Origin of the sequence: Pseudomonas marincola, from assembly GCF_900682675.2 — a bacterium.
Classification (GTDB): Bacteria; Pseudomonadota; Gammaproteobacteria; order Pseudomonadales; family Pseudomonadaceae; genus Aquipseudomonas; species Aquipseudomonas marincola.
In genome coordinates this window covers 2,840,285-2,860,960 of sequence record NZ_LR215729.2, presented here as the reverse complement: position 1 = coordinate 2,860,960, position 20,676 = coordinate 2,840,285, and the positions used below count along the sequence as shown (strand labels likewise).

Sequence of the window (20,676 nt, the reverse complement as noted above, 5' to 3'; positions counted from 1 at the left end):
GGTGCGTATTAGCGACGCTGGCGCAGGGCTTCGATGCGCACTTCCAGCGGCGGGTGGCTCATCAGCAGACCGGCGAGGCCGTTCTTCAGGCCGCCGTTGATGCCGAATGCAGCCAGGGTGCTTGGCATCTCGACAGGCACGTTCTGCTCAGAGCGCAGGCGCTGCAGGGCTGCGATCATGGAGTCGGTGCTGGCGAGGCGGGCGCCGGCTTCATCGGCCTTGAATTCACGCTTACGCGAGAACCACATGACAATGATGCTGGCCAGAATGCCGAGTACCAGTTCCGCGAAGATGGTCGCAACAAAGTAGCCAATACCCGGGCCGCCTTCATTTTTCAGAATGGCTTTGTCGACAAAGTTACCGAAGATCCGCGCAAAGAACATCACGAAGGTGTTCACCACGCCCTGAATCAGCGCCAGCGTGACCATGTCGCCATTGGCAACGTGGCCGATTTCGTGGGCCAGAACGGCTTTCACTTCATCAGGCGAGAAGCGTTCAAGCAGGCCCTGGCTTACGGCCACCAGTGCGTCGTTCTTGTTCCAGCCGGTGGCGAATGCGTTCGACTCGTAAGCGGGGAAAATACCCACTTCCGGCATTTTGATACCGGCATCGCGCGACAGCTCTTCAACAGTCTGCAACAGCCATTGCTCATGGCGTGTGCGCGGTTGAGTGATGATCTGCGTGCCTGTGCTCATCTTCGCCATCCACTTGGAGATGAACAGCGAAACCAGCGAACCTGCAAAGCCGAAGACGGCACAGAACGCGAGCAGGCTGCCGTAGTTCTGTCCGGTGTAACGATCAACGCCCAGCAGCTTCAGCGTGACGCTGGCGACTAACAGCACCGCCATGTTGGTGGCTAGGAACAGGAAAATGCGTTTCATGGTTTGAAACAACTCCTCAACGGGAAAAGGCTACTGAATACAGGGCTATATAAGGGGGCGCATCGAACACTTCAACTCGGCGACTATTTCAAACTGTGTCGTGCTCGACGGGCGCGGCATTGGCGAAGAGTAGACGGCTGAGTCGGACAATACGTTCACTGTGTTGTTGACTCATCGCGTCACGAAGCTGATAGGCCAGTGTCGCCTGGGTACGGCGCACGCTGGGCGGCAGTGCCGGCTCGTTACTGACCACGTGTGGCACGCTGCGGGTGAGATTCAAAAAGCCCCGTTCGGTGAGCACGGCTTGATCCATGGCGTCGTAGCTGATGGTGGTTTCGTAGCGGATAAAACCTTCATCTGCCAGCCACAGCATGGTGCTCAGGCAGCCCAGATGACGCTTACTCGGCAAGCCATATTCATCGGGTTCTTCGCGGCCGATCAGGTCTTCGACATACACCGCAATCTTGCGCGGAAAGGCCTGATACAGCATCAGCAAGGTGGCGGCGGCGTCTTTGTAGAAATCGTCGATGTGTAAATCCATGGGCCCAACTTGAGACGTCATCACTTACAAAAAAGCCCGGTCGCAGAGTTTGCCACCGGGCTTGAGGATTACTGCTTGTAGCTTTTCAGGAAGTTGCCGATCCGACCGATTGCCATTTCCAGTTCATCGACCCGGGGCAGGGTGACGACGCGGAAATGATCCGGCCACGGCCAGTTGAACGCGGTGCCCTGAACCACCAGCAGTTTTTCGGAGAGCAGCAGATCGAGCACGAATTTTTCATCGTTATGGATCGGGCAGACTTTCGGATCAATTTTCGGGAATGCGTACAGCGCGCCCATCGGTTTTACGCAGCTGACGCCGGGAATATCGTTGAGCAATTCCCAGGTGCGGTTGCGTTGTTCCAACAGCCGGCCGTTCGGCAGTACCAGATCATTGATGCTCTGATAACCGCCCAGTGCGGTCTGGATCGCGTGCTGGCTCGGCACGTTGGCGCAAAGGCGCATGTTGGCCAGAATATCGATGCCTTCGATGTAGCTTTGCGCGCGGTGTTTCGGGCCGCTGATGGCCACCCAGCCAGAGCGGAAACCGGCAATGCGGTAAGACTTCGACAGGCCGTTGAAGGTCAGGCAAAGCACGTCGGGCGCCAGCGAAGCGGTGCAGATGTGCTGAGCCTGATCATAGAGAATCTTGTCGTAGATTTCGTCCGAGAAGATCACCAGATTGTGCTGGCGCGCCAACTCGACGATGTCCGCGAGCACTTCTTTGGAGTACACCGCGCCCGTCGGGTTGTTCGGGTTGATCAGCACCAATGCCTTGGTGTTCGGCGTGATCTTGGCGCGCATGTCGGCGATGTCCGGGAACCAGCCAGCTTGCTCGTCGCACAGATAATGCACGGGCTTGCCGCCCGAAAGCGCCACCGAGGCTGTCCAGAGCGGATAGTCGGGCGCCGGGATCAGTATTTCATCGCCATTGTTGAGCAGCGCCTGCATGGCCATCACGATCAGTTCGGAAACGCCGTTGCCGAGGTAGATGTCCTCGATGCCGATGCCTTCGACGTTTTTCTGCTGGTAGTACTGCATGACCGCTTTGCGGGCACTGAACAAGCCTTTTGAATCGCTGTAACCCTGCGCTGTCGGCAGGTTGCGGATCACGTCCTGCAGAATTTCTTCCGGCGCTTCGAAGCCGAAGGGAGCCGGGTTGCCGATGTTCAGCTTGAGAATGCGCTGGCCTTCTTCTTCCAGACGCTTGGCGTGCTTGAGGACGGGACCGCGAATGTCATAACAGACGTTGGCAAGCTTGTTCGATTTGCTGAACTGCATGTGAACCGATCCTGAAGTGAAGAGGCGGGGCAGTGGTTGCTGCAGGCTTGAGCTGAGCGAGGACTGCGCTAATAAAGTGCTGCGAATAATACGTCGCGTCTGGTTTGTGGCAAAGGGACTGCGTCGAATTTTCTCATCGCAGGCTATATCGGGGTAAATCCGCTGGTGATGATAGGTAATATAAATTGCACGCAATTTAATCGAGCGCTATTTTATGGGTTCACTCATTCATTGCGCGGAAACCACCATGAGCAACAATCTGCTGAGCATCCCTTGTACGACCATCAAGGGCGAGCAAAAAACCTTGGCCGACTTTTCCGGTAAAGCGTTGCTGGTTGTTAACACTGCCAGCAAGTGCGGTTTCACCCCTCAGTACAAAGGGCTGGAAAAGCTCTGGGAGGCGTACAAGGATCAAGGCTTGGTGATTCTCGGCTTCCCCTGCAACCAGTTCGGTAAGCAGGAACCGGGCGATGAAGGCGCTATCTCGTCGTTTTGCGAGCTCAACTATGGTGTGAGTTTTCCGCTGTTCAAGAAAATTGATGTGAATGGCAACGATGCCCATCCGCTGTTCACTGAGCTGAAAAAACGCGCACCGGGCCTGCTCGGCAGCCAGGGCATCAAGTGGAATTTCACCAAGTTCCTGATCAGCGCCGATGGCCAGCAGGTCAAGCGTTTTGCTCCTGCGACCAAGCCTGAAGACCTGACAGGTGAAATCGAAGCGCTGCTGAAATGAATATCCAGGCCCATTTAGGTGACGCATCGCTGCTGCTGGATAACCAGTTGTGCTTCAAGCTTTATGCGGCTTCGCGGGCTCTCATTCGTGCCTACAAGCCGATGCTCGACCAGCTGAATCTGACCTATCCGCAGTATCTGGCCATGCTGGTGCTCTGGGAGTGGCAGGTTCAAGCGCCTGAACAGCCGACGGTGAAGGCGCTGGGCGAGCGCTTGTTACTCGACTCCGGCACGTTGACGCCGCTGCTCAAACGCCTCGAACAGCTCGGTTTTGTATCGCGTCAGCGTTCGGTTCGTGATGAGCGCGAAGTTCACATACAGCTCACCGAAGCGGGCAGCCAGTTGCGCGAACAAGTGTTGCCGCTGCGCAACGAACTGCTGTGCCTGCACGGTGCAGAGGAAGATGAGATGGTTGCGCTGCGCCAGAATCTGGCGCAATTACTCCAGCGTTTCGTCACGTCGTAGCCAGCGATTGAGTAATTGCTCCAGCGCTTCACGGTGGATCGGTTTGGCCAGATAGTCGTCCATGCCTGCGGCCTGACAACGCTCGCGCTCGTCAGGCATGGCGTTGGCCGTGAGGGCGATAATTGGCAAGCCGGGATGCATGCCATTGCGCCTGATCAAACGGGTGGCTTCGTAGCCGTCCATCACTGGCATGTTGCAATCCATCAACACCAGATCAACTGGATGCTTTTGCAGTTGCTGCAACGCCTGCGCGCCATCGGCTGCCACAATCACATCGCAGCCGTACTTGCTGAGCATGCCCTTGGCGACTAACTGATTGACCAGATTGTCTTCCACTAACAGCACTTGAGGATTTGGGCCTGAGGCGACGTTTGGCCTGTGCGTGCTCAACTCTTCGCGGGTTGGCGTTTGGCTGCACGTGCGCTGCACGCTCTCGTAAAGCGCTTTGCGTGAAAGTGGCCGCGCCAATTGTTCGAGAGGGAACAAGGCGGCAATCTGATCATTGCCCAGGAAGCTGCCGTAGGCTGTCACCAGCAAAATAGGCGTCCGGGTATTCGGGCGCATGCCATACAGGCATTCGGGACAGTCGCTGATAATCAGGTCCGGGTTCAAGCCAAGCAGGCTGGCGTCGGTGTCCAGGCGCGTGTATTCAAGCCCCCAGGCTGGTAGCTGACTGCTGAGCAAATCGCTCAGGCCGGAATGCTTCGACGTCAAAGCAAGCACCTTGCCCTTGAGTGGTGCGGGCTGCTCGGGCGGTAAATGGCCGAGCAGCGGCAGTTCGGCGCAGAAGGTCGAGCCGAAGCCCGGTTTTGAAACCAGACTGAGCTGGCCTTTCATGGCTTTGCACAGGTGATGCGTCAGCGCCAGACCGAGGCCGGTGCCACCAAACTGGCGGGTAATGTCCGCGCCGGCCTGCATGAACGGCTGGAAGATTCGCGCCTGAGCGTCTTCAGCGATACCAATGCCGGTGTCGCGCACAGTTAATTGCACGCCACCGCCGATTCGCTTGAGGCGCACATCAACCCGGCCGAACCGGGTGAATTTGAGTGCGTTGGAGAGCAAGTTGCTGATGATCTGGCGCACGCGGGTCGGGTCGCCAATCACCTGAGCCGGCATACTCGGATCAATCAGGCACGTCAACTCGACATTCACCGCGGCGCTTTGCGAAAGCAGGCTGGCGGTGTCTTCGATCATCGTCGCCATGTCGAACGGGATGGCTTCGAGTTCCATTTGTCCGGCTTCGAACTTGGACAAATCAAGCACGCTGTTGAGCAGGTCGACCAGCACCTTGCCCGAGCGATTGGCAATCGTCAGTTGCTGGCGCTGCTGGTTGGTGAGCGGGCCATCGAGCGACAACGCCAGCATGCCGAGCAGGCCGTTGAGGGGCGTGCGGATCTCGTGACTCATGTTGGCCATAAACGCCGAACGCGCCTGTGACATGCGCAGCGTGGCTTCCTGCGCGAGTTCCAGTTCGCGATTGGTGTCGAGCAGGCGATCGTTGCTGGCTTTCAATTCGAGGGTGCGCGCGGAGACGATATTCTCCAGCTCATTGAGGTAGTTGGTCAGGCGACTTTCAGCGTCCTGACGCTGCTGGGTTTCCCGGGCAATGGCGGCGAATTGTCGATTGGTTGCATTCACCAGCAAGCCGATTTCATCACGCTCATGGCCGGCCGGGTATTCCAGCTGATAGGCCAGGGAGCTGTTGGGGCGGCGGTTGTTGATCGCGCGAATAACCCGGATCAGCGGCTTGGTGAGTGTGAAGTAGAACAACACCAGCAAGAACAGCGAAAGCAACAAGCTGCGCGCAAACCCGCTGAGAAATGTCAGCAGCGAGCGCCGTAAAAAGTGGCTGCCGTAGGCGTAAGTGTCGATGTCGAGGCGCATTACACCGAGGTTTTCGTGCGGTGCGTGGCTAACGCTGAGGTGAACCTCGAAGGTCCGTTGCGCATCGAACAGAAAGTCGCTGATGGGCCGGTAAGGGCTTTCACTGGGCGCGCGTCTGGCTTCGCCCAGTACTTGATTGTTGTTGTCAACTATTTGCGCATGCACCACCGCGGGCGACGCCAATAAGCCGAGCACCAGTTCCTGAGCCAGTTCGGAGTCGATGTTATAGGCGATTCTTGAGGCCGGATTTCGGCTGATTTCCATCAGCGAGTTGATCTGCTGATTTATCGAGGCATCTTCGCTGGCATAATCAATGGCAACCTGAAACAGACTTAATGTCGTTCCCAGGATGAAGGCAACCAGAACCGCAAGGCCAGCCTGTTTGAATGACAGGCGTTGGGTAAGCGCGATATCCATGCGAGTGTGGGTCCCGTTTCGATCCATTCGTTCAATCAATTAATGGCGCTAGGATAGCTTATTCGCCCGGCCTAAGGGTGCGGTGGTGGTTGCAGTTGGCTAACAGAGGAGCAAGTTGTGGACTCTCAGTTGAGTGATTTTTTACGCCGTGCCGAGTCGGTATTGGCCCGTCTTGAGCCTTTGCTTCCGGCGCCGCCTATCGAAATTGACTGGCAGCAAACGGTGGCAGCGCGTTGGCATCGCGAAGGGCGTAGTGGTTATTTGCAGCCTCTGGAAGTCAGCCTCGATATGGGCCTGGCTGATCTTATTGGGGTAGACAAGCAGCGCGACCAACTGGCCGGCAATACCCGCCAGTTCTTACAAGGGATGCCAGCTAACCATGCGTTACTCTGGGGCTCCCGAGGCACCGGCAAGTCATCGCTGGTGCGTGCGCTGCTGAGCGAGCACGCCGCGCAGGGATTACGCCTGATAGAGATCGAGCGTGATCATCTGGCTGATCTGCCGCGCGTGGTCGAACTGCTCAGCAAGTTGCCGCAGCGTTTTGTGCTGTTCTGTGATGATTTGTCATTCAGTGCCGGCGAAGGTGATTTTCGGATACTCAAAACGGTGCTGGATGGCTCGCTGGAGCGCGCACCCGATAACGTGCTGCTCTACGCGACCTCCAACCGCCGGCATCTGGTTCCCGAGAAAATGAGTGACAACGCCGACTATCAGCTGGTCGACGGTGAGGTGCATCCAACCGAAGCGGTAGAGGATACCGTGGCGTTGTCCGATCGTTTCGGCCTTTGGTTGTCGTTTTATCCGTTCACCCAGCCGCACTACCTGCAAGTGGTTCGCCATTGGATCGAGGTGCTGGCAGCAAAGTCTGGCCTGCAATGGCAGTGGGACGAGGCGCTTGAGGTGACAGCGGTACGCTGGGCCGGTGGGCGGGGTAATCGCAATGGCCGTTGCGCCTATCAATTTGCCCGCCAGTGGGTGGGTCTACAGCTTTTGGGAGCCAATAAGTGATCGAGTTACCACGGGCGAGTGATGAGTTGGCCGGGTATGCCTTGCAGGTGGCGCAGTTGCAGGCGTTGCTCGCGGGTGAGCGGGACTTTATTGCCAATGCGGCGCAGTTTTCGGCGTTTCTGTTTCAGGAGGTAGCCGACCTCAACTGGGCTGGCTTTTATCTGGCGCGCGGTGAGGAACTGGTGCTTGGCCCGTTCCAGGGCAAGGTGGCGTGTGTGCGCATCCCGTTCGGCCGGGGCGTCTGCGGCGCTGCGGCTGCTACCCGGCTTACGCAGCGGGTAGAAGATGTGCATGCCTTTGCTGGCCACATCGCTTGCGACAGCGCGTCCAACAGTGAGTTGGTGGTGCCGGTGATCAAGGACGGGCGGCTGATCGGCGTGCTTGATCTCGATAGCCCGAATGTGGGGCGCTTCTCCGAGGCAGATCAGCGCGGGATTGAGCAGATGGTCGAGGTGTTTGTGCAGGCCACGGATATCTGAAGCGATTGCACGCAACAAAAAGCCCGGATCACCGGGCTTTTTTATGGATTATTTGATTCTGCGGTTTCATCCAGCAGCCCGTTAGCTTGCTCCCCAGCTCATTGCGGCTAGTCGTAGATCGACTTCTTCTTCCAGTCCTCTTCGGTTTCAAGGCCTTTGAGACCGGCATTCAGTTCGCTGTCTTCGGCAAGCGGCGCTGGCGAGGTTTCGACCAGTTGGCTGTTGGCCTGCTCGAGTTGCGCTTGCAACTTCTCAATTGCGCGCTGGTAGCGCTCCGGTGAAGGTTGCTTATGCAGCATTTGCACGCCTTGCTCAAATGCCCGTCGCGCTCTGCCAGGCTGGCCGTTCTGCAAGGCCAGGCGCCCGATGCTGCTGAACAGCTCTATATGCATTTGCGCCAGCAGGTGTTGCACTTCGCCTTGCCAGTGTTTGGCTTCCTGCACGCTCAGGGCGCCATCCTTGGCGCTGCGCAGGATCAGCGTATGCAGGTTTTCCAGTTGCTGGCGCACTTCATTGCCGCGCGGCTCAGAGTTGATTGCCTGCAGCGGGTTATTCAGAACAATGTCCTGGCCCAGAGACAATTGCTGGGTGAGTGCTTGCTTGCGGCTGATCGCGCTCTGGTTTTTTTTGTCGAGCAGCAGAAGCTGATTGACGAAGTGCAATTGCAGGCGGCTGAGCAGCAGCTTGAGATCGGCCGACATAAGCTGGCCGGGCAGGGCGTCGGACAGACCGCTACAGCGCTGGATGCGATCATTCAACTCCGAGGTGCGCCGTGAGGTTTCGAGCTTTTTGCGCTCCACCCAGTGGTTACAGTAGGCAATGGCAATGAGCAGGCCAATGCCCGATACAACAAGAATGGTAATGACCAGGGGCGACATCTCTCAGCTCCGTGCAGTGCTTAGATTTTGCCCGAGTGTAGTGCCTAGGCTTTATAAGTGGGTAGTGTGGGGCTGAATTAGCGGGTGAAGTCTTTGATTTTAAAAAATTTTTACAGAAGTGTTGACGAGTTGCTTCTGGCTCCATAGAATGCGCGCCACTTCTTAGCGCAATGTTGAAAGACGAAGCCTAGTGAAGTCGGATGGCATGTAGTGATATCCGGGCAATGTCCCCTTCGTCTAGTGGCCTAGGACACCGCCCTTTCACGGCGGTAACAGGGGTTCGAGTCCCCTAGGGGACGCCACTTTAAAAAGTGGCATACCAAGTTGTATTGCGGGAATAGCTCAGTTGGTAGAGCACGACCTTGCCAAGGTCGGGGTCGCGAGTTCGAGTCTCGTTTCCCGCTCCAAATTTTGCGGTGATGCTTGAAAGCCATCGTCGTGTTTGATTAAGGTAACTTGATCGAACGAATAAAAGTTCAAGGTCCCCTTCGTCTAGTGGCCTAGGACACCGCCCTTTCACGGCGGTAACAGGGGTTCGAGTCCCCTAGGGGACGCCATTTTGTTGTAAGCGCTGTTGTTTAGCGTGCTGTAAATTGCGGGAATAGCTCAGTTGGTAGAGCACGACCTTGCCAAGGTCGGGGTCGCGAGTTCGAGTCTCGTTTCCCGCTCCAAATAAACAAAAAAGCCGCTCAATAGAGCGGCTTTTTTGTGCCTGCGATTTATATATGCCGATTACGGCTTTCTCCTGAATATTCTGTGCCCGTCGCGAACACTTGGTATTGCGCCTGAGTGCGTCTACTGTTGGATGATCATTTGCCAGTGGAGCCTTTGTCATGATCAAGTCGATTCTTCCCTATGCACTGCTGGGTATCAGCAGCCTTGCCAACGCCGAAATGGTGGCTAAAACAGTGGGTTATGAAATTGACGGTGCCGAGTACGAGGGCTTGCTGGTTTATGATCAGAGTATCAAAACGCCGCGCCCCGGTTTGCTGATGGTGCCTAACTGGCTGGGCGTAACCGAGAATGCTGCGAAAAAGGCCGCTCTGGTTGCGGGTGACAAGTATGTGGTGTTCGTCGCGGACATGTATGGCAAGTCTATCCGTCCAACCAACCCGGAAGAGGCGGGCAAGGCCGCAGGTGCGGTGCGTGCCGACCGGGCAATGATGCGCAAGCGCGCGCAGTCAGCCGTCGAAGTGCTCAAGGCTGAGGGTGCGGGTGTGGCGTTGGATGCCAGCAGGCTGGGCGCGATCGGTTTTTGTTTTGGCGGCGGAACAGTGCTCGAACTGGCCCGCTCCGGGGCTGATTTAAAAGCGTTCGTGTCATTCCACGGTAATTTGGATACGCCTAATCCAGACGATGCCAAGAACATCAAGGCGCCGGTGTTGGTGTTGCATGGCGCCGATGATCCGTCTGTGCCGCAGGCTCAGGTCGATGGTTTCGTCGCCGAAATGAAGTCGGCCAAGGCTGACTGGCAACTGGTCAGTTACGGCGGCGCCGTGCATTCATTTACCAATCCGGACGCCAATGTGCCGGGGCGCAACCAATATCATCCGTTGGTCGCGGCCCGTTCATTCAAGGCCATGCACAATCTGCTTGATGAAGTGTTTGTCGCACCCTGAGGTCAGCGCGGCAGGGCAATACGCCGGGTCTCGCCTCGCACGCTGGGCCAGTCTTCGTTTGCCCAGCGTGCACGCGCCTGATCGATAAGCGCCGCATCGCTGGCAACAAAATTCCAATTGATCCGCCGCGCTCCAATAGGCGTTCCGCCAATGATCACCCAGTGGCATTCGCTGCACGCCGTGACCGTCATCAGTTGCCCGGCCGGCAGCACCACAAGTTGCTGCGCCGCGATGGGCGTGTCGTACAGCAATGCCTCGCCTGACAATAAATAGATCGCCCGCTCTGGGTGCTCGTCAGGAATCGCCAGGGTCGAACCGGCCTGCATTTGGATATCGGCGTAAAGCGTGGCTGAGCGCACATTGACGGGCGACTCCAGGCAAAAGCCAGTACCGGCAATCAGGCAAATGCGAACCCCAAGCCCATCGCTTACCGGCAGGCTGTCCGCCGGGTAGTGGGTGTAGCTGGGATCGCAAAGTTCTTCACTGGCGGGCAGGGCGAGCCAGACCTGCAAACCGTGTAATTTGCCGCCGCTTTGCTTGAGCGTTTCAGGGGTGCGCTCGACGTGGGCGACTGCTTTGCCTGCGGTCATCCAGCTTACATCGCCGGGGCTGACAATTTGATCGGAGCCCAGGCTGTCTTTGTGCTGCAAGTTGCCCTCGAACAGATAGGTCAGGGTCGACAGGCCGATGTGCGGATGTTGGTCGATACTCATACCGCTGCCGGGCGCATAGTCATGTTCAAGCATGTGATCGAAGAATACGAAAGGGCCGATGCTGCGGCACTTGGCGCTGGGCAGTGGGCGCAAAATCGGGTGCCCTTCGACGGTGTCCTTGCGTGGCTGGATCGACAGCGGTGCGCTCATCTTCTGTGGTCTCGGCTGCAGTTGTTTGGGCGGTTAGCGCACAGTAGCAAATACCTGATTGATCGGTGCGTTTGGCACGTGAAAGCAGGCTGCTGAACTTGGCGTGCATCATTGAGTCTATTTTGCGTAGATCACATGGAGTGTAGGCATTTGCGGTTATCTCGAATGGGTTTGTTGTTGGTTGCGGCGCTTTCTGCGGGCGCGCAGGCGCGTGAGTATCACTACAGTGATGCGCATCTGCATTACGTCGATTTCTTTCAGGAAACGGCTGGAATGGATGAGCTGTTCAGCAAGATGGCTGAAGGCAGAATTGATCATGTGATGTTGTCCGGTATCCCGGTGGCCAAGAAGTGGCATGAGGATGAGCCCAAGCGTCCACGCTATTACGCCGGGGATGACGCGGGTGCTTATTGGTTCAGCGCCACCGATACGTTCATTGCCAGCGCCTACAAGCGTCTTCCGGCCGAGCAGCGTGAGCGTTTTCATCCGTTCTTGTCGGGGATCAATCCGAACGACAAGAATGCCGATGCGCTGGTGCGGCAAATGCTGGAGCTGGACCCGGGGCTCTGGCAGGGCATTGGTGAGATTTTCACCCGCCACGATGACCTGACGTCATTGATCGACGGGGAAACGCCGCGCGCCGATAACGAGGCGCTGGCGCGTATTTATCATCTGGCTGCCGAATATGATTTGCCGGTGATGCTGCACTCGAATATCACCTCCAAGCGCGAAGATAATCCGCTGTACCTGGAGGAGGTCGAGACCGCGCTGCGCAATCATCCGAACGTGCGATTCATTTGGGCGCACGCGGGCACCAGTAAAGAGATTCATCGCCATCAGAAGAAGCTGGATTTCCTTCTGCCCACGATCACGCGGATGCTTGAGCAATACCCGAATCTTTATATCGACCTTTCGTGGACGGTTTTGCACCCTTACTTGCTCGACGCTGACGGCAATCCGGACCCTGAGTGGGTGCAGTTGGTGAGTAGTTACCCGGCGCGCTTCATGCTGGGATCAGATGTGGTGGGGCGTTTCGACAATGTGGGCAAAATCATGTCTGAGTTCGATCCGTTTCTCGATGCGCTTCCCGAGGCGGTTGCTCAGCAGGTTGCCCGCGATAATTTCCTCGCCGTATTGCCGCGCAAGGTTCAGGCTGAGGTCGCGGGGCAGGAGGGTCGCTAACAGCAGTTGTCATCGGCTTGTCATGAGGTTGTCATAGGCTCGCGGGATCTAAAACAAGGAGCGCATCATGTTTTACTCCCGATTGCCGGCACTGTTGAGTGTGGCCTGCCTGACCTTTGCAACGGCTACGCACGCTGAGGTCCGGGTCGAAGGCCCGGTCGAGTACGGCGTTTTTCCGAGCGACTACAAAGAGTTCAAGTCTGGCGAGCGAATTCTCGGTCAGGCCGGTCGGCCGATGGAGCGCACAGAGGTTGTGCCGGCGAAGCTGGGCAGCAAGTTTGGCGTGCGCTACCAGTTGAGTGGCAAAAGCAAGGGCGAAGAGCCGTTGACGCTGCTGTATCTCACGCCGGGCGTGATCACACCGGACGGCAAGCGCCATGACAAGTTCGTGGTGCAGCAGGAAGTCGCGGCTGATGTGAAGAATGACGTCATGGCGTATGAGTTCACTGAAACCTATGAAATCGTGCCAGGCGAGTGGCAGTTCATGGTGTTTCAGGGCGACCGAAAGCTGCTTGAACAGCGTTTCACCGTGCGCTGATCGGATTAATCGCAGGCATTAAAAAGGGGCGCTTAAAGCGCCCCTTTTTTGTACGACATCAGCCGTGGTTACAGCTGCACGTACTTACTTGCCGGTCCAGCGTTGCAGAACCAGCGTAGCGTTGGTGCCACCGAAGCCGAAGCTGTTGCTCATCACGGTGTTGAGCTCAACGTTTTCGCGCGTTTCGAGGGCAATTGGCAGGTCCGCCACTTCCGGGTCGAGTTCTTCGATGTTGGCTGAGCCGGCGATGAACTTACCTTCCATCATCAGCATGCAGTAAATGGCTTCCTGCACGCCTGCGGCGCCCAGAGAGTGCCCCGACAAGCTCTTGGTCGAGCTGATGGCTGGCGCTTTGTCCTTGAAGACTTCACGCACGCCACGCATTTCGGCCACATCACCAACCGGCGTGGAGGTGCCGTGGGTGTTGAGGTAGTCGATCGGTGTGTCAACCGTCGCGAGGGCTTGCTGCATGCAGCGAATAGCACCTTCACCGCTTGGCGCAACCATGTCGTAGCCATCGGATGTTGCGCCGTAGCCAATCACTTCGGCGTAGATCTTGGCGCCACGGGCCAGTGCGTGCTCGAGCTCTTCGACCACAACCATGCCGCCGCCACCGGCGATGACGAAGCCGTCACGCTTGGCGTCGTAGGCACGCGAAGCTTTCTCTGGCGTGTCGTTGTATTGGGTGGAGAGGGCGCCCATGGCATCAAACAGGCAGCTCTGGCTCCAGTGCTCTTCTTCACCGCCGCCGGCAAAGACAATATCTTGTTTGCCGAGCTGGATCTGCTCCATGGCCTGACCAATGCAGTGAGCACTGGTTGCGCAAGCCGAGGAGACCGAATAGTTCACGCCCTTGATCTTGAATGGCGTGGCCAGGCAGGCCGATACGGTGCTGCCCATGGTACGGGTTACACGGTAAGGCCCGACACGCTTGACGCCTTTCTCGCGCAGGGTGTCGATGGCTTCCATCTGATTCAGCGTCGAAGCACCACCGGAACCTGCGATCAAGCCGGTGCGCGGGTTTGAAACGTCTTCCGGGCTCAGGCCTGAATCTTTGATTGCCGCATCCATGGAGAGGTAGGCAAAGGCAGCTGCATCGCCCATGAAGCGTAAGATCTTGCGGTCGATTACTTCTTCAAGGTTGAGGTCGATGGAGCCGGAAACATGACTGCGCAGGCCCATTTCGGCATAGGCAGGGTTAAAACGGATACCAGCCTTACCAGCGCGGAGGTTGGCTGAGACGGTTTCTTTGTCATTGCCTAGGCAAGAAACAATGCCCAGACCGGTAATCACGACACGGCGCATGGAAAAATCCTTCAGAAGCTGTCGGTGGATGTGAACAGGCCGACGCGCAGGCCTTCTGCACTATAAATTTCACGGCCATCAACACTGACCGTACCATCGGCGATGGCCAGGATCAGCGAACGGGTGATAGTGCGTTTGATGTGCAGGGTGTAGGTGAGTTTTTTCGCGGTCGGCAATACCTGGCCGAAGAACTTAACTTCACCTGAACCCAGAGCGCGCCCGCGGCCCGGATTGCCTTGCCAGCCCAGGTAGAAACCTACCAGCTGCCACATGGCGTCAAGACCGAGGCAGCCCGGCATAACCGGATCACCTTCGAAGTGGCACGCAAAGAACCATAGATCAGGGGTGATATCGAGTTCAGCGACGATCTCGCCCTTGCCGTACTTGCCACCGGTTTCACTGATATGGACGATACGGTCCATCATCAACATGTTTGGGGCAGGTAGTTGCGCATTACCTGGGCCGAACAGTTCGCCGCGGCTGCAGCGCAACAGGTCTTCCCGGGTGAAGGCGTTTTGTTTGGTCATGCGAGCTCCTCAATAATCCCCACGCGCCAAGGTTGGGCGTATGGTCTTCACTGGCATTCAGCGAATAATGTGCTTGGGCCAGTAGCTTAGTCATAGACTATTGCGTTGTAGTGAAAGTCACAGCGCTTGTGAGTACAGTTGTACACCGTTCTGTGCCTATTCTCCCTGAAATGCGGACCGTTTGTCTCTAGTAGACAAGTCTTAAGTCGATTCCTCCGACTGACCGTGCTCACTATTTTGAGCATTCAGCCAGCGTTCAAGTACTTTGTGCAGGTCTGCTCTTTTGAACGGTTTTGCAAGGTAATCGTTCATTCCCGCGTTCAAACAGGCCTCTCTGTCACCCTGTAGCGCATTGGCGGTGAGCGCGATTATGGGCAACTTTTTGCAATGTTTTAGCTGACGTATCTGCCGCGTCGCTTCGTAGCCATCCATCACTGGCAAGCGGCAATCCATCAAAATGGCTGCGTAGCGTTGATGGTTTTGCATGCTTACAGCTTGGGCGCCATCTTCGACCAGATCAACCTTATAGCCCAGGCTGCGTAACATGGCCTCGATCACCGTCTGATTGACCGGGTTGTCTTCAACCAGCAGCACGTGGTGATGGTTATTGGGCAATGGTTTCTGCGATAAGTTGACCGGCTGTTGTGACTGGTGTGTGAATGGCAGCGGTAATTCGAGGGTGAATGTTGAGCCATGGCCCTGCTTGCTCACGGCGACCAGACTGCCGCTCATGCATTCTGCGAGGGTTTTAGCAATCGACAAACCCAATCCCGTGCCCCCGTAACGTCTTGATATCGAACTGTCCGCCTGCTGAAAAGGGCTGAACATATGCTCAAGCTGTTCGGGTGCAATACCAATGCCAGTGTCGCTGACCGAACAGCTGAACCACAGCACCTGATCGTCCAGCTGTTGCCACCGGGTCTTCAAGGTCACGCTGCCCTGTTGAGTGAACTTCAGGGCATTGCCGATCAGGTTGACGACAATCTGGCGGATGCGCGTTGGGTCCGCCTTGACCTCGATCAGTTCCAGCCCCGGTTGTGCATCCATGATCAGCTCTAACCCCAACTGTTTGGCGGTGTGCTGGAATGCCTGCAGCGAGTTGTTGAGCAGTTGCTGAAGATTGAACGACAAATACTCAAGCTCGATGGCACGGCGCTCGATACGGGAGAAATCCAGAATATCGTTGATGACTTTAAGCAGGTGCTCAGTCGACTCGACGGCAAGCGCGTTGTATTCCTGCTGCTCATCGTTCATGTCGGTGGTTTCAAGTAGCTGCAACATGCCCAGCACGCCATTCATTGGCGTGCGCAACTCGTGGCTCATCATGGCCAGGAAATCCGACTTGGCGCGGTTGGCCTGTTCGGCTTCTTCGCGTGTTTGCAGGAGTTCGGCGAAGGCTTGCTGATGTTCGCGGCCCGTATGATCGAGGCTTTTCGCCAGGCTGTTGATATGCCGCGCCAAAGTGCCGAGTTCGGTATTGTCTGGCTCGGTGATATGCGCCTGGTAATTGCCTGCGGATATTTCGGTGACGGCGTTAACCATCGAGCTGATCGGCCTGGACAAGCGCCGGGCAAGATGACGCGCCACAATGAAGGCCAGAATCAATGCCATCAGCGCCAGCAGTGCAGCTTTGATCAGTGCATCGTGCTGTTGTTGGCGCAGCACCTCATCGCTCACGCCGACGGTGACCTTGCCCAGAACGTGGGGGCTGTTGCGAGTGTCTGTGGCCTTACCCAATGCCAGTGGGCTGTGCTCGACTGGCGCCTCAAACACCATCAGGTTGGCAGGCGCATGCTCTGTCGACTGGCCTTTTTCGCGATACAGCAACACGTTGTTCTGGGCGTCGCGTATCTCAAGAAAGCGCACATACGGATTACTCAGGGCGCTTTCCAGCAAGGCGTCGAGCGCGCCGAGGTTGTCTTCTTCCATGCCATGCGCGGAGGCCGGGGCTAGGTGATCGGCAATCAACTGACCGTTGCTGCGCAATGTTTCGCGCAAATCCCCAAGGCGTGAATAAGTGAAATAACTGATCAGCAATATTGTGACCAGCAACGCCGGGCCGATGCTGATCAGCTGGATGCGCGTGTGTATGCTCCAGTGACGATTAAGTGTCATGGCTGAGCTGCACGTCGGCGGGATTAAAGGCGTTGCGGGCGACTGCGCGCAGGTGCTGCGCCCTGGCAATACATGGCAACCTTGCCGGCGTGTTAACGCGCATGGCACGGTTTGCCTGAGTTGAGTGTGCGGCCGGTGCTCATAAGTGATCCTGATTATTAGACGTTTTCTGCCTGCGGGGCGCGTGTTTCAGCAGTCCTGACAGGCCGACGTTCTATGTTGGCTAAGGCATTGGGTTAGAGCAAGTGCTGGCCGAGAGGTTTATGGCCCGTATAATGCGTTTAGATCGCCATGGCACATGGCTAACTACGGACTTGTTATGACTGAGCAGCAACCTATCGCCGTACTCGGCGGCGGCAGCTTCGGCACCGCAATTGCCAACCTGCTAGCCCAAAACGGTCAGCCTGTACTGCACTGGATGCGTGATCCTGAGCAGGTTGAAGCGATAAAACAAAATGGGGAAAACCCGCGTTACCTCAAGGGCATCAAGATATTGCCCGGCATTGAGCCATTAACCGACCTCGAACGCGCAGTGCAAAGCGCCGAGGTTATTTTCGTTGCTCTGCCGTCGAGTGCGCTGCGTCAGGCCCTGCAACCCGTTGCAGAGCAATTGGCGGGTAAGATTCTGGTGAGCACCACCAAGGGCATCGAAGCCAAGAGCTTCAAGCTGATGAGCCAGATCCTTGAAGATATTGCCCCAGATGCGCGCATTGGAGTGCTTTCCGGCCCTAATTTGGCCCGTGAAGTGGCAGAAGGTGCGCTAACCGCTTCGGTGATCGCCAGTGAAGACGAGGCCCTGTGCCTGCAAGTGCAAGCCGTCCTTCACGGCCCTACGTTTCGCGTCTATGCCAGTGGTGACCGTTTTGGGGTCGAGCTCGGCGGCGCGCTGAAAAACGTCTACGCGATCATGGCCGGCATGGCTGCTGCGATGGGGATGGGCGAGAACACCAAAAGCATGTTGATTACCCGGGCGCTGGCGGAAATGACGCGTTTCGCCGTTCAGCTGGGCGCCAATCCAATGACCTTTCTCGGCCTTGCCGGGGTTGGCGACCTTATCGTCACCTGCTCGTCTTCGAAAAGCCGTAACTATCAGGTTGGTTTCGCGCTGGGCGAGGGCTTGAGCCTGGAAGAGGCCGTGGATCGCCTTGGCGAAGTGGCCGAGGGCGTGAACACCATCAAAGTGCTCAAGGAGCGTGCCGAGGAACTGGAGGTCTATATGCCTTTGGTTACTGGCTTGCATGCAATTCTTTTTGAAGGGCGAACGTTGAAGCAGGTGATCGGCGTCTTGATGCTTGCCGAGCCGAAAACCGATGTCGACTTCATTCCAGCAACCGGCTTTTAAGAGGGACACTCAATGAGCAATCAGGCCCAAGAAATCGACCGCGAATCCATTTTGCTGCGGATATTGTGGATGGTGATCTTCACCATTATCTGGCAGTTGGCCGTGTTTGTGCTCGGCACGGTTGTGCTGGTGCAGCTGGTTTACCGTCTGTTCTACGGTGCGCCGAATGCAACCTTGCTGCGCATCGGTGACAGCACCAGCCAGTATTTGGCGCAAATCGGTCGTTTCGGCACGTTCAATACGGATGAGAAGCCGTGGCCATTCGCCGATTGGCCAGTGGCTCAGCCGGCTGAAGGTGAAGCGGCGCACAGTGTACCGCCGGCGCCACACCCAGTGCGCGACGAAGAACCCAAACTGTGAGATCGCCGCTATGCGTTTGTGGCTATTAAGACACGGTGAGGCGCAGCCTTATGCGTCCAGCGATGCTCAGCGCCCGCTAACAGCGCGGGGCAGGGCGCAAGTCTTGTTGGCCGCGGAGCAACTGCGTGGCCGACCCCTGCAGCATATTTTGGTGAGCCCTTATGTGCGCGCCCAGCAAACGGCTGAGATTGTCCGCGAGGCCATTGGTTTCGCGGGCGATTTGCAGACGGTGCCATGGCTGACGCCCGATGATGATCCCCGTGACGTTCTGGCGCAGCTTGGGCCTTTTGAAGGCCGCGATTTATTGCTGGTGACGCATCAGCCACTGGTCGGTGCGCTAGCGGGCTGGTTGATTCATGGCCATCGCCAGCAGCCGCTGCCGATGCAGACCGCCAGCCTTGCCGAGCTTGAAGGTGAGTTTCTTGCTGCGGGCGGTTTTGATCGGCTGGCGTTGGTGCATCAGGATCACTGAGCTAAATAGGTGAAGATTCAATCGTAACTAGCCCTTGCGAGTTGTGTTTGTGCGTGGAATAGTCAACCAAGCAATTGCTTGGTTCGCCCTCACAACAATAACAAGCGAGGTGGTTCGATGGCTGATGCAACGTGTTTACCGCTCGAGATGTTCTACCGGCGTGAGCGTCTTCACCCGGAAAAACTCTACATGGTTCAACCGCAGGACGACGGCACGGTTGAAAACCTGACCTGGCAAAACGTCGGTGAGCAGGCCAGACGCGCCGCGGGTTGGCTGCGCGAAAGGCAACTCCCCGCCGGAAGCCGCGTGGCGATTATCTCGAAAAACTGCGCGCACTGGATTATCGCCGATCTGGCAATCTGGATGGCCGGGCACGTATCCGTTCCCTTGTATCCCAACCTCACGGCCGACTCGGTGCGTCAGGTTCTGCAGCACGCCGAGGTTGAGCTGGCGTTTGTCGGCAAGCTCGACAACTGGGCAGCCATGGCGCCAGGTGTACCTGAAAACGTGCCGACTATTGGCTTGCCGTTGTGCCCCAGCGAACCCCTCAACTACAGCTGGCATGACCTGCAGCAGAACGCCCCCATCAGCGACTCGCCCACGCCTGCCGCGGATCAGCTGGCGAGCATTATCTACACCTCCGGCACCACAGGCATGCCCAAAGGGGTGATGCACCACTTCAGTAATTTCGCTTTCGCCGCCGTTCATTCAATCGAGATGTTCACCATCGATGAGAGTGACCGGGTGCTGTCCTATCTGCCGCTGTGCCATATCGCCGAGCGGATGTTCGTCGAAATGTCCTCTTTCTATGGCGGGCAGACGGTTTTCTTTGCCCAGAACCTCGATACCTTTCTCAACGATCTCAAGCGCGCCAGACCGACGCTGTTGTTCGGTGTGCCGCGAATCTGGACCAAGTTCCAGATGGGCGTATTCAGCAAAATGCCGGCTGAGCGGCTCGACTTCATGCTCAAACTGCCGCTAATTGGCAAGCGCGTGGGTAACAAGGTACTCAGCGGTCTGGGGCTCGATGCAGTGCGCCTGGCCTTGTCGGGCGCAGCGCCGGTGCCAGAAGCGTTGCTCAAGTGGTATCAGCGCCTCGGCCTGGATGTACTTGAGGTGTACGGCATGACCGAGAACTGCGGTTATTCGCATGTGTGCCGCAACGGCAAGTTCCGCCAAGGCTGGATTGGCCAGAACAGCATTGGCGTTGAAGTGCGCATTGACGACAACGGCGAGGTATTGGTGCGCAGTGGCGCCAATATGCAGGGCTATTACAAAGAGCCGGCAAAGACCGCCGAAGCGATGACGGCTGATGGCTTTTTGCGTACCGGTGATAAAGGCGAGCAGGATGCCGAAGGCTATCTGCGCCTGACCGGCCGGATCAAAGAGATATTCAAAACCAGCAAGGGTAAATATGTCGCGCCCGCGCCGATTGAAAATCGCCTGGCGGTTAATACACGTATTGAGCAGGTTTGCGTCATCGGCGACAGCATGGCCAAGCCTTTGGCCTTATGTGTACTTTCAGACGTGGGCCGGCACGAGGCCGCCAATGGCGCACGGGTCGAACTTGAGCAGAGCCTGAAAAGCCTGCTGGAGGAGGTCAATGCCAAGTTGGACCAGCATGAGCGCTTGCAAAGCCTGGTGCTGGTGGGCGATGTCTGGAGCATCGAAAATGGCTACCTGACGCCGACCCTGAAAATAAAACGCACGGTGGTGGAGGATGCTTACAAAGCCAACTTCACCGCCTGGAGTGAACGCCAGGAACCGGTCATCTGGGCTTGATAGTCT

The 20,676-nt window shown here is 57.0% G+C and carries 20 protein-coding genes and 4 tRNA genes; 15 read left to right on the top strand and 9 right to left on the bottom strand.

Going from position 1 to position 20,676, the window contains the following annotated elements; genetic code table 11:
• Positions 1-8 precede the first annotated feature (8 nt).
• From htpX to PMYSY11_RS13310, 3 genes are all read right to left on the bottom strand, one after another.
• The gene (gene htpX, locus PMYSY11_RS13320; protein ID WP_069898778.1) at positions 9-881 is read right to left on the bottom strand and encodes a protease HtpX; all 873 of its coding nucleotides are present in this window, start codon (positions 879-881) and stop codon (positions 9-11) included.
• 88 nt (positions 882-969) lie between these two features.
• The gene (locus tag PMYSY11_RS13315; protein WP_069898776.1) at positions 970-1,422 is read right to left on the bottom strand and encodes a hypothetical protein; all 453 of its coding nucleotides are present in this window, start codon (positions 1,420-1,422) and stop codon (positions 970-972) included.
• Between the two features lie 68 nt (positions 1,423-1,490).
• Positions 1,491-2,702, bottom strand: a complete 1,212-nt coding sequence (locus PMYSY11_RS13310) for a pyridoxal phosphate-dependent aminotransferase (protein WP_150549472.1) — start codon at positions 2,700-2,702, stop codon at positions 1,491-1,493.
• 247 nt (positions 2,703-2,949) lie between these two features.
• Between PMYSY11_RS13310 and PMYSY11_RS13305 the strand changes: the two genes are divergently transcribed.
• On the top strand, positions 2,950-3,435 hold the full coding sequence (locus tag PMYSY11_RS13305) for a glutathione peroxidase (RefSeq protein WP_150549471.1): 486 nt from the start codon (positions 2,950-2,952) through the stop codon (positions 3,433-3,435).
• Positions 3,432-3,899, top strand: a complete 468-nt coding sequence (locus PMYSY11_RS13300) for a MarR family winged helix-turn-helix transcriptional regulator (RefSeq protein ID WP_150549470.1) — start codon at positions 3,432-3,434, stop codon at positions 3,897-3,899. The genes PMYSY11_RS13305 and PMYSY11_RS13300 overlap by 4 nt, the downstream gene beginning before the upstream one ends.
• Here the strand turns inward: PMYSY11_RS13300 and PMYSY11_RS13295 are convergent.
• Positions 3,873-6,200, bottom strand: coding sequence for a hybrid sensor histidine kinase/response regulator (locus tag PMYSY11_RS13295; RefSeq protein ID WP_150549469.1), 2,328 nt, complete (start codon positions 6,198-6,200; stop codon positions 3,873-3,875). The two genes, PMYSY11_RS13300 and PMYSY11_RS13295, sit on opposite strands and share 27 nt — an antisense overlap.
• A 117-nt stretch (positions 6,201-6,317) precedes the next feature.
• Here PMYSY11_RS13295 and PMYSY11_RS13290 point away from each other — a divergent pair, with 117 nt between their 5' ends.
• On the top strand, positions 6,318-7,208 hold the full coding sequence (locus PMYSY11_RS13290) for an ATP-binding protein (RefSeq protein WP_090508529.1): 891 nt from the start codon (positions 6,318-6,320) through the stop codon (positions 7,206-7,208).
• The gene (locus PMYSY11_RS13285) at positions 7,205-7,687 is read left to right on the top strand and encodes a GAF domain-containing protein (RefSeq protein WP_150549468.1); all 483 of its coding nucleotides are present in this window, start codon (positions 7,205-7,207) and stop codon (positions 7,685-7,687) included. Before PMYSY11_RS13290 ends, PMYSY11_RS13285 begins: the two co-directional genes overlap by 4 nt.
• 107 nt (positions 7,688-7,794) lie before the next feature.
• On the opposite strand, the gene PMYSY11_RS13280 is transcribed toward PMYSY11_RS13285, so the two are convergent.
• Positions 7,795-8,565 carry a hypothetical protein gene (locus PMYSY11_RS13280; protein WP_150549467.1) on the bottom strand — a complete coding sequence of 257 codons (771 nt, stop codon included), beginning with the start codon at positions 8,563-8,565 and terminating at the stop codon, positions 7,795-7,797.
• A gap of 226 nt (positions 8,566-8,791) precedes the next feature.
• Between PMYSY11_RS13280 and PMYSY11_RS13275 the strand changes: the two genes are divergently transcribed.
• From PMYSY11_RS13275 to PMYSY11_RS13255, 5 genes are all read left to right on the top strand, one after another.
• A tRNA-Glu gene (locus tag PMYSY11_RS13275) sits at positions 8,792-8,867 on the top strand.
• 29 nt (positions 8,868-8,896) lie between these two features.
• Positions 8,897-8,972, top strand: a tRNA-Gly gene (locus tag PMYSY11_RS13270).
• 74 nt (positions 8,973-9,046) lie between these two features.
• Positions 9,047-9,122: transfer RNA gene (locus PMYSY11_RS13265), tRNA-Glu, on the top strand.
• A gap of 38 nt (positions 9,123-9,160) precedes the next feature.
• Positions 9,161-9,236: transfer RNA gene (locus PMYSY11_RS13260), tRNA-Gly, on the top strand.
• 162 nt (positions 9,237-9,398) lie between these two features.
• Positions 9,399-10,184, top strand: coding sequence for a dienelactone hydrolase family protein (locus PMYSY11_RS13255; protein WP_069898762.1), 786 nt, complete (start codon positions 9,399-9,401; stop codon positions 10,182-10,184).
• A 2-nt stretch (positions 10,185-10,186) separates the two neighbouring features.
• Here PMYSY11_RS13255 and PMYSY11_RS13250 read toward each other — a convergent pair whose 3' ends face one another.
• Positions 10,187-11,047, bottom strand: a complete 861-nt coding sequence (locus PMYSY11_RS13250) for a pirin family protein (protein WP_150549466.1) — start codon at positions 11,045-11,047, stop codon at positions 10,187-10,189.
• A 165-nt stretch (positions 11,048-11,212) separates the two neighbouring features.
• Here PMYSY11_RS13250 and PMYSY11_RS13245 point away from each other — a divergent pair, with 165 nt between their 5' ends.
• Both PMYSY11_RS13245 and PMYSY11_RS13240 read left to right on the top strand, forming a co-directional pair.
• Positions 11,213-12,229 carry an amidohydrolase family protein gene (locus PMYSY11_RS13245; RefSeq protein WP_069898758.1) on the top strand — a complete coding sequence of 339 codons (1,017 nt, stop codon included), beginning with the start codon at positions 11,213-11,215 and terminating at the stop codon, positions 12,227-12,229.
• A 67-nt stretch (positions 12,230-12,296) separates the two neighbouring features.
• Positions 12,297-12,767, top strand: a complete 471-nt coding sequence (locus PMYSY11_RS13240) for a DUF3859 domain-containing protein (RefSeq protein WP_150549465.1) — start codon at positions 12,297-12,299, stop codon at positions 12,765-12,767.
• Between the two features lie 84 nt (positions 12,768-12,851).
• Here PMYSY11_RS13240 and fabB read toward each other — a convergent pair whose 3' ends face one another.
• The 3 genes from fabB to PMYSY11_RS13225 all read right to left on the bottom strand — a co-directional run bounded on the left by fabB (position 12,852) and on the right by PMYSY11_RS13225 (position 16,714).
• Positions 12,852-14,072: a beta-ketoacyl-ACP synthase I gene (gene fabB / locus PMYSY11_RS13235; protein ID WP_150549464.1), complete on the bottom strand. Its 1,221-nt coding sequence runs from the start codon at positions 14,070-14,072 to the stop codon at positions 12,852-12,854.
• A gap of 11 nt (positions 14,073-14,083) precedes the next feature.
• The gene (fabA, locus tag PMYSY11_RS13230; RefSeq protein ID WP_069898754.1) at positions 14,084-14,599 is read right to left on the bottom strand and encodes a 3-hydroxyacyl-[acyl-carrier-protein] dehydratase FabA; all 516 of its coding nucleotides are present in this window, start codon (positions 14,597-14,599) and stop codon (positions 14,084-14,086) included.
• Positions 14,600-14,800: 201 nt separating this feature from the next.
• Positions 14,801-16,714, bottom strand: coding sequence for a response regulator (locus tag PMYSY11_RS13225; protein ID WP_150549463.1), 1,914 nt, complete (start codon positions 16,712-16,714; stop codon positions 14,801-14,803).
• Positions 16,715-17,033: 319 nt separating this feature from the next.
• On the opposite strand from PMYSY11_RS13225, the gene PMYSY11_RS13220 reads away from it, so the two are divergent.
• From PMYSY11_RS13220 to PMYSY11_RS13205, 4 genes are all read left to right on the top strand, one after another.
• A complete protein-coding gene (locus tag PMYSY11_RS13220; RefSeq protein ID WP_150549462.1) occupies positions 17,034-18,056 on the top strand; it encodes an NAD(P)H-dependent glycerol-3-phosphate dehydrogenase in 1,023 nt (340 codons plus the stop codon).
• 12 nt (positions 18,057-18,068) lie between these two features.
• Complete coding sequence (locus PMYSY11_RS13215; protein WP_069898751.1) at positions 18,069-18,416, top strand: DUF4389 domain-containing protein; 348 nt, start codon at positions 18,069-18,071, stop codon at positions 18,414-18,416.
• 10 nt (positions 18,417-18,426) lie between these two features.
• Positions 18,427-18,888, top strand: coding sequence for a phosphohistidine phosphatase SixA (gene sixA, locus PMYSY11_RS13210; RefSeq protein ID WP_150549461.1), 462 nt, complete (start codon positions 18,427-18,429; stop codon positions 18,886-18,888).
• Between the two features lie 117 nt (positions 18,889-19,005).
• Complete coding sequence (locus PMYSY11_RS13205; RefSeq protein WP_150549460.1) at positions 19,006-20,670, top strand: AMP-binding protein; 1,665 nt, start codon at positions 19,006-19,008, stop codon at positions 20,668-20,670.
• Positions 20,671-20,676: the final 6 nt, after the last annotated feature.

Excerpts from the sequence above, each read along its gene's own strand:
- htpX (WP_069898778.1), bottom strand. The coding sequence starts at position 881 with ATGAAACGCATTTTCCTGTTCCTAGCCACCAACATGGCGGTGCTGTTA.
- PMYSY11_RS13315 (WP_069898776.1), bottom strand. The coding sequence starts at position 1,422 with ATGGATTTACACATCGACGATTTCTACAAAGACGCCGCCGCCACCTTG.
- PMYSY11_RS13310 (WP_150549472.1), bottom strand. The coding sequence starts at position 2,702 with ATGCAGTTCAGCAAATCGAACAAGCTTGCCAACGTCTGTTATGACATT.
- PMYSY11_RS13305 (WP_150549471.1), top strand. The coding sequence starts at position 2,950 with ATGAGCAACAATCTGCTGAGCATCCCTTGTACGACCATCAAGGGCGAG.
- PMYSY11_RS13300 (WP_150549470.1), top strand. The coding sequence starts at position 3,432 with ATGAATATCCAGGCCCATTTAGGTGACGCATCGCTGCTGCTGGATAAC.
- PMYSY11_RS13295 (WP_150549469.1), bottom strand. The coding sequence starts at position 6,200 with ATGGATATCGCGCTTACCCAACGCCTGTCATTCAAACAGGCTGGCCTT.
- PMYSY11_RS13280 (WP_150549467.1), bottom strand. The coding sequence starts at position 8,565 with ATGTCGCCCCTGGTCATTACCATTCTTGTTGTATCGGGCATTGGCCTG.
- PMYSY11_RS13255 (WP_069898762.1), top strand. The coding sequence starts at position 9,399 with ATGATCAAGTCGATTCTTCCCTATGCACTGCTGGGTATCAGCAGCCTT.
- PMYSY11_RS13250 (WP_150549466.1), bottom strand. The coding sequence starts at position 11,047 with ATGAGCGCACCGCTGTCGATCCAGCCACGCAAGGACACCGTCGAAGGG.
- PMYSY11_RS13245 (WP_069898758.1), top strand. The coding sequence starts at position 11,213 with ATGGGTTTGTTGTTGGTTGCGGCGCTTTCTGCGGGCGCGCAGGCGCGT.
- PMYSY11_RS13240 (WP_150549465.1), top strand. The coding sequence starts at position 12,297 with ATGTTTTACTCCCGATTGCCGGCACTGTTGAGTGTGGCCTGCCTGACC.
- fabB (WP_150549464.1), bottom strand. The coding sequence starts at position 14,072 with ATGCGCCGTGTCGTGATTACCGGTCTGGGCATTGTTTCTTGCCTAGGC.
- fabA (WP_069898754.1), bottom strand. The coding sequence starts at position 14,599 with ATGACCAAACAAAACGCCTTCACCCGGGAAGACCTGTTGCGCTGCAGC.
- PMYSY11_RS13225 (WP_150549463.1), bottom strand. The coding sequence starts at position 16,714 with ATGACACTTAATCGTCACTGGAGCATACACACGCGCATCCAGCTGATC.
- PMYSY11_RS13220 (WP_150549462.1), top strand. The coding sequence starts at position 17,034 with ATGACTGAGCAGCAACCTATCGCCGTACTCGGCGGCGGCAGCTTCGGC.
- PMYSY11_RS13215 (WP_069898751.1), top strand. The coding sequence starts at position 18,069 with ATGAGCAATCAGGCCCAAGAAATCGACCGCGAATCCATTTTGCTGCGG.
- sixA (WP_150549461.1), top strand. The coding sequence starts at position 18,427 with ATGCGTTTGTGGCTATTAAGACACGGTGAGGCGCAGCCTTATGCGTCC.
- PMYSY11_RS13205 (WP_150549460.1), top strand. The coding sequence starts at position 19,006 with ATGGCTGATGCAACGTGTTTACCGCTCGAGATGTTCTACCGGCGTGAG.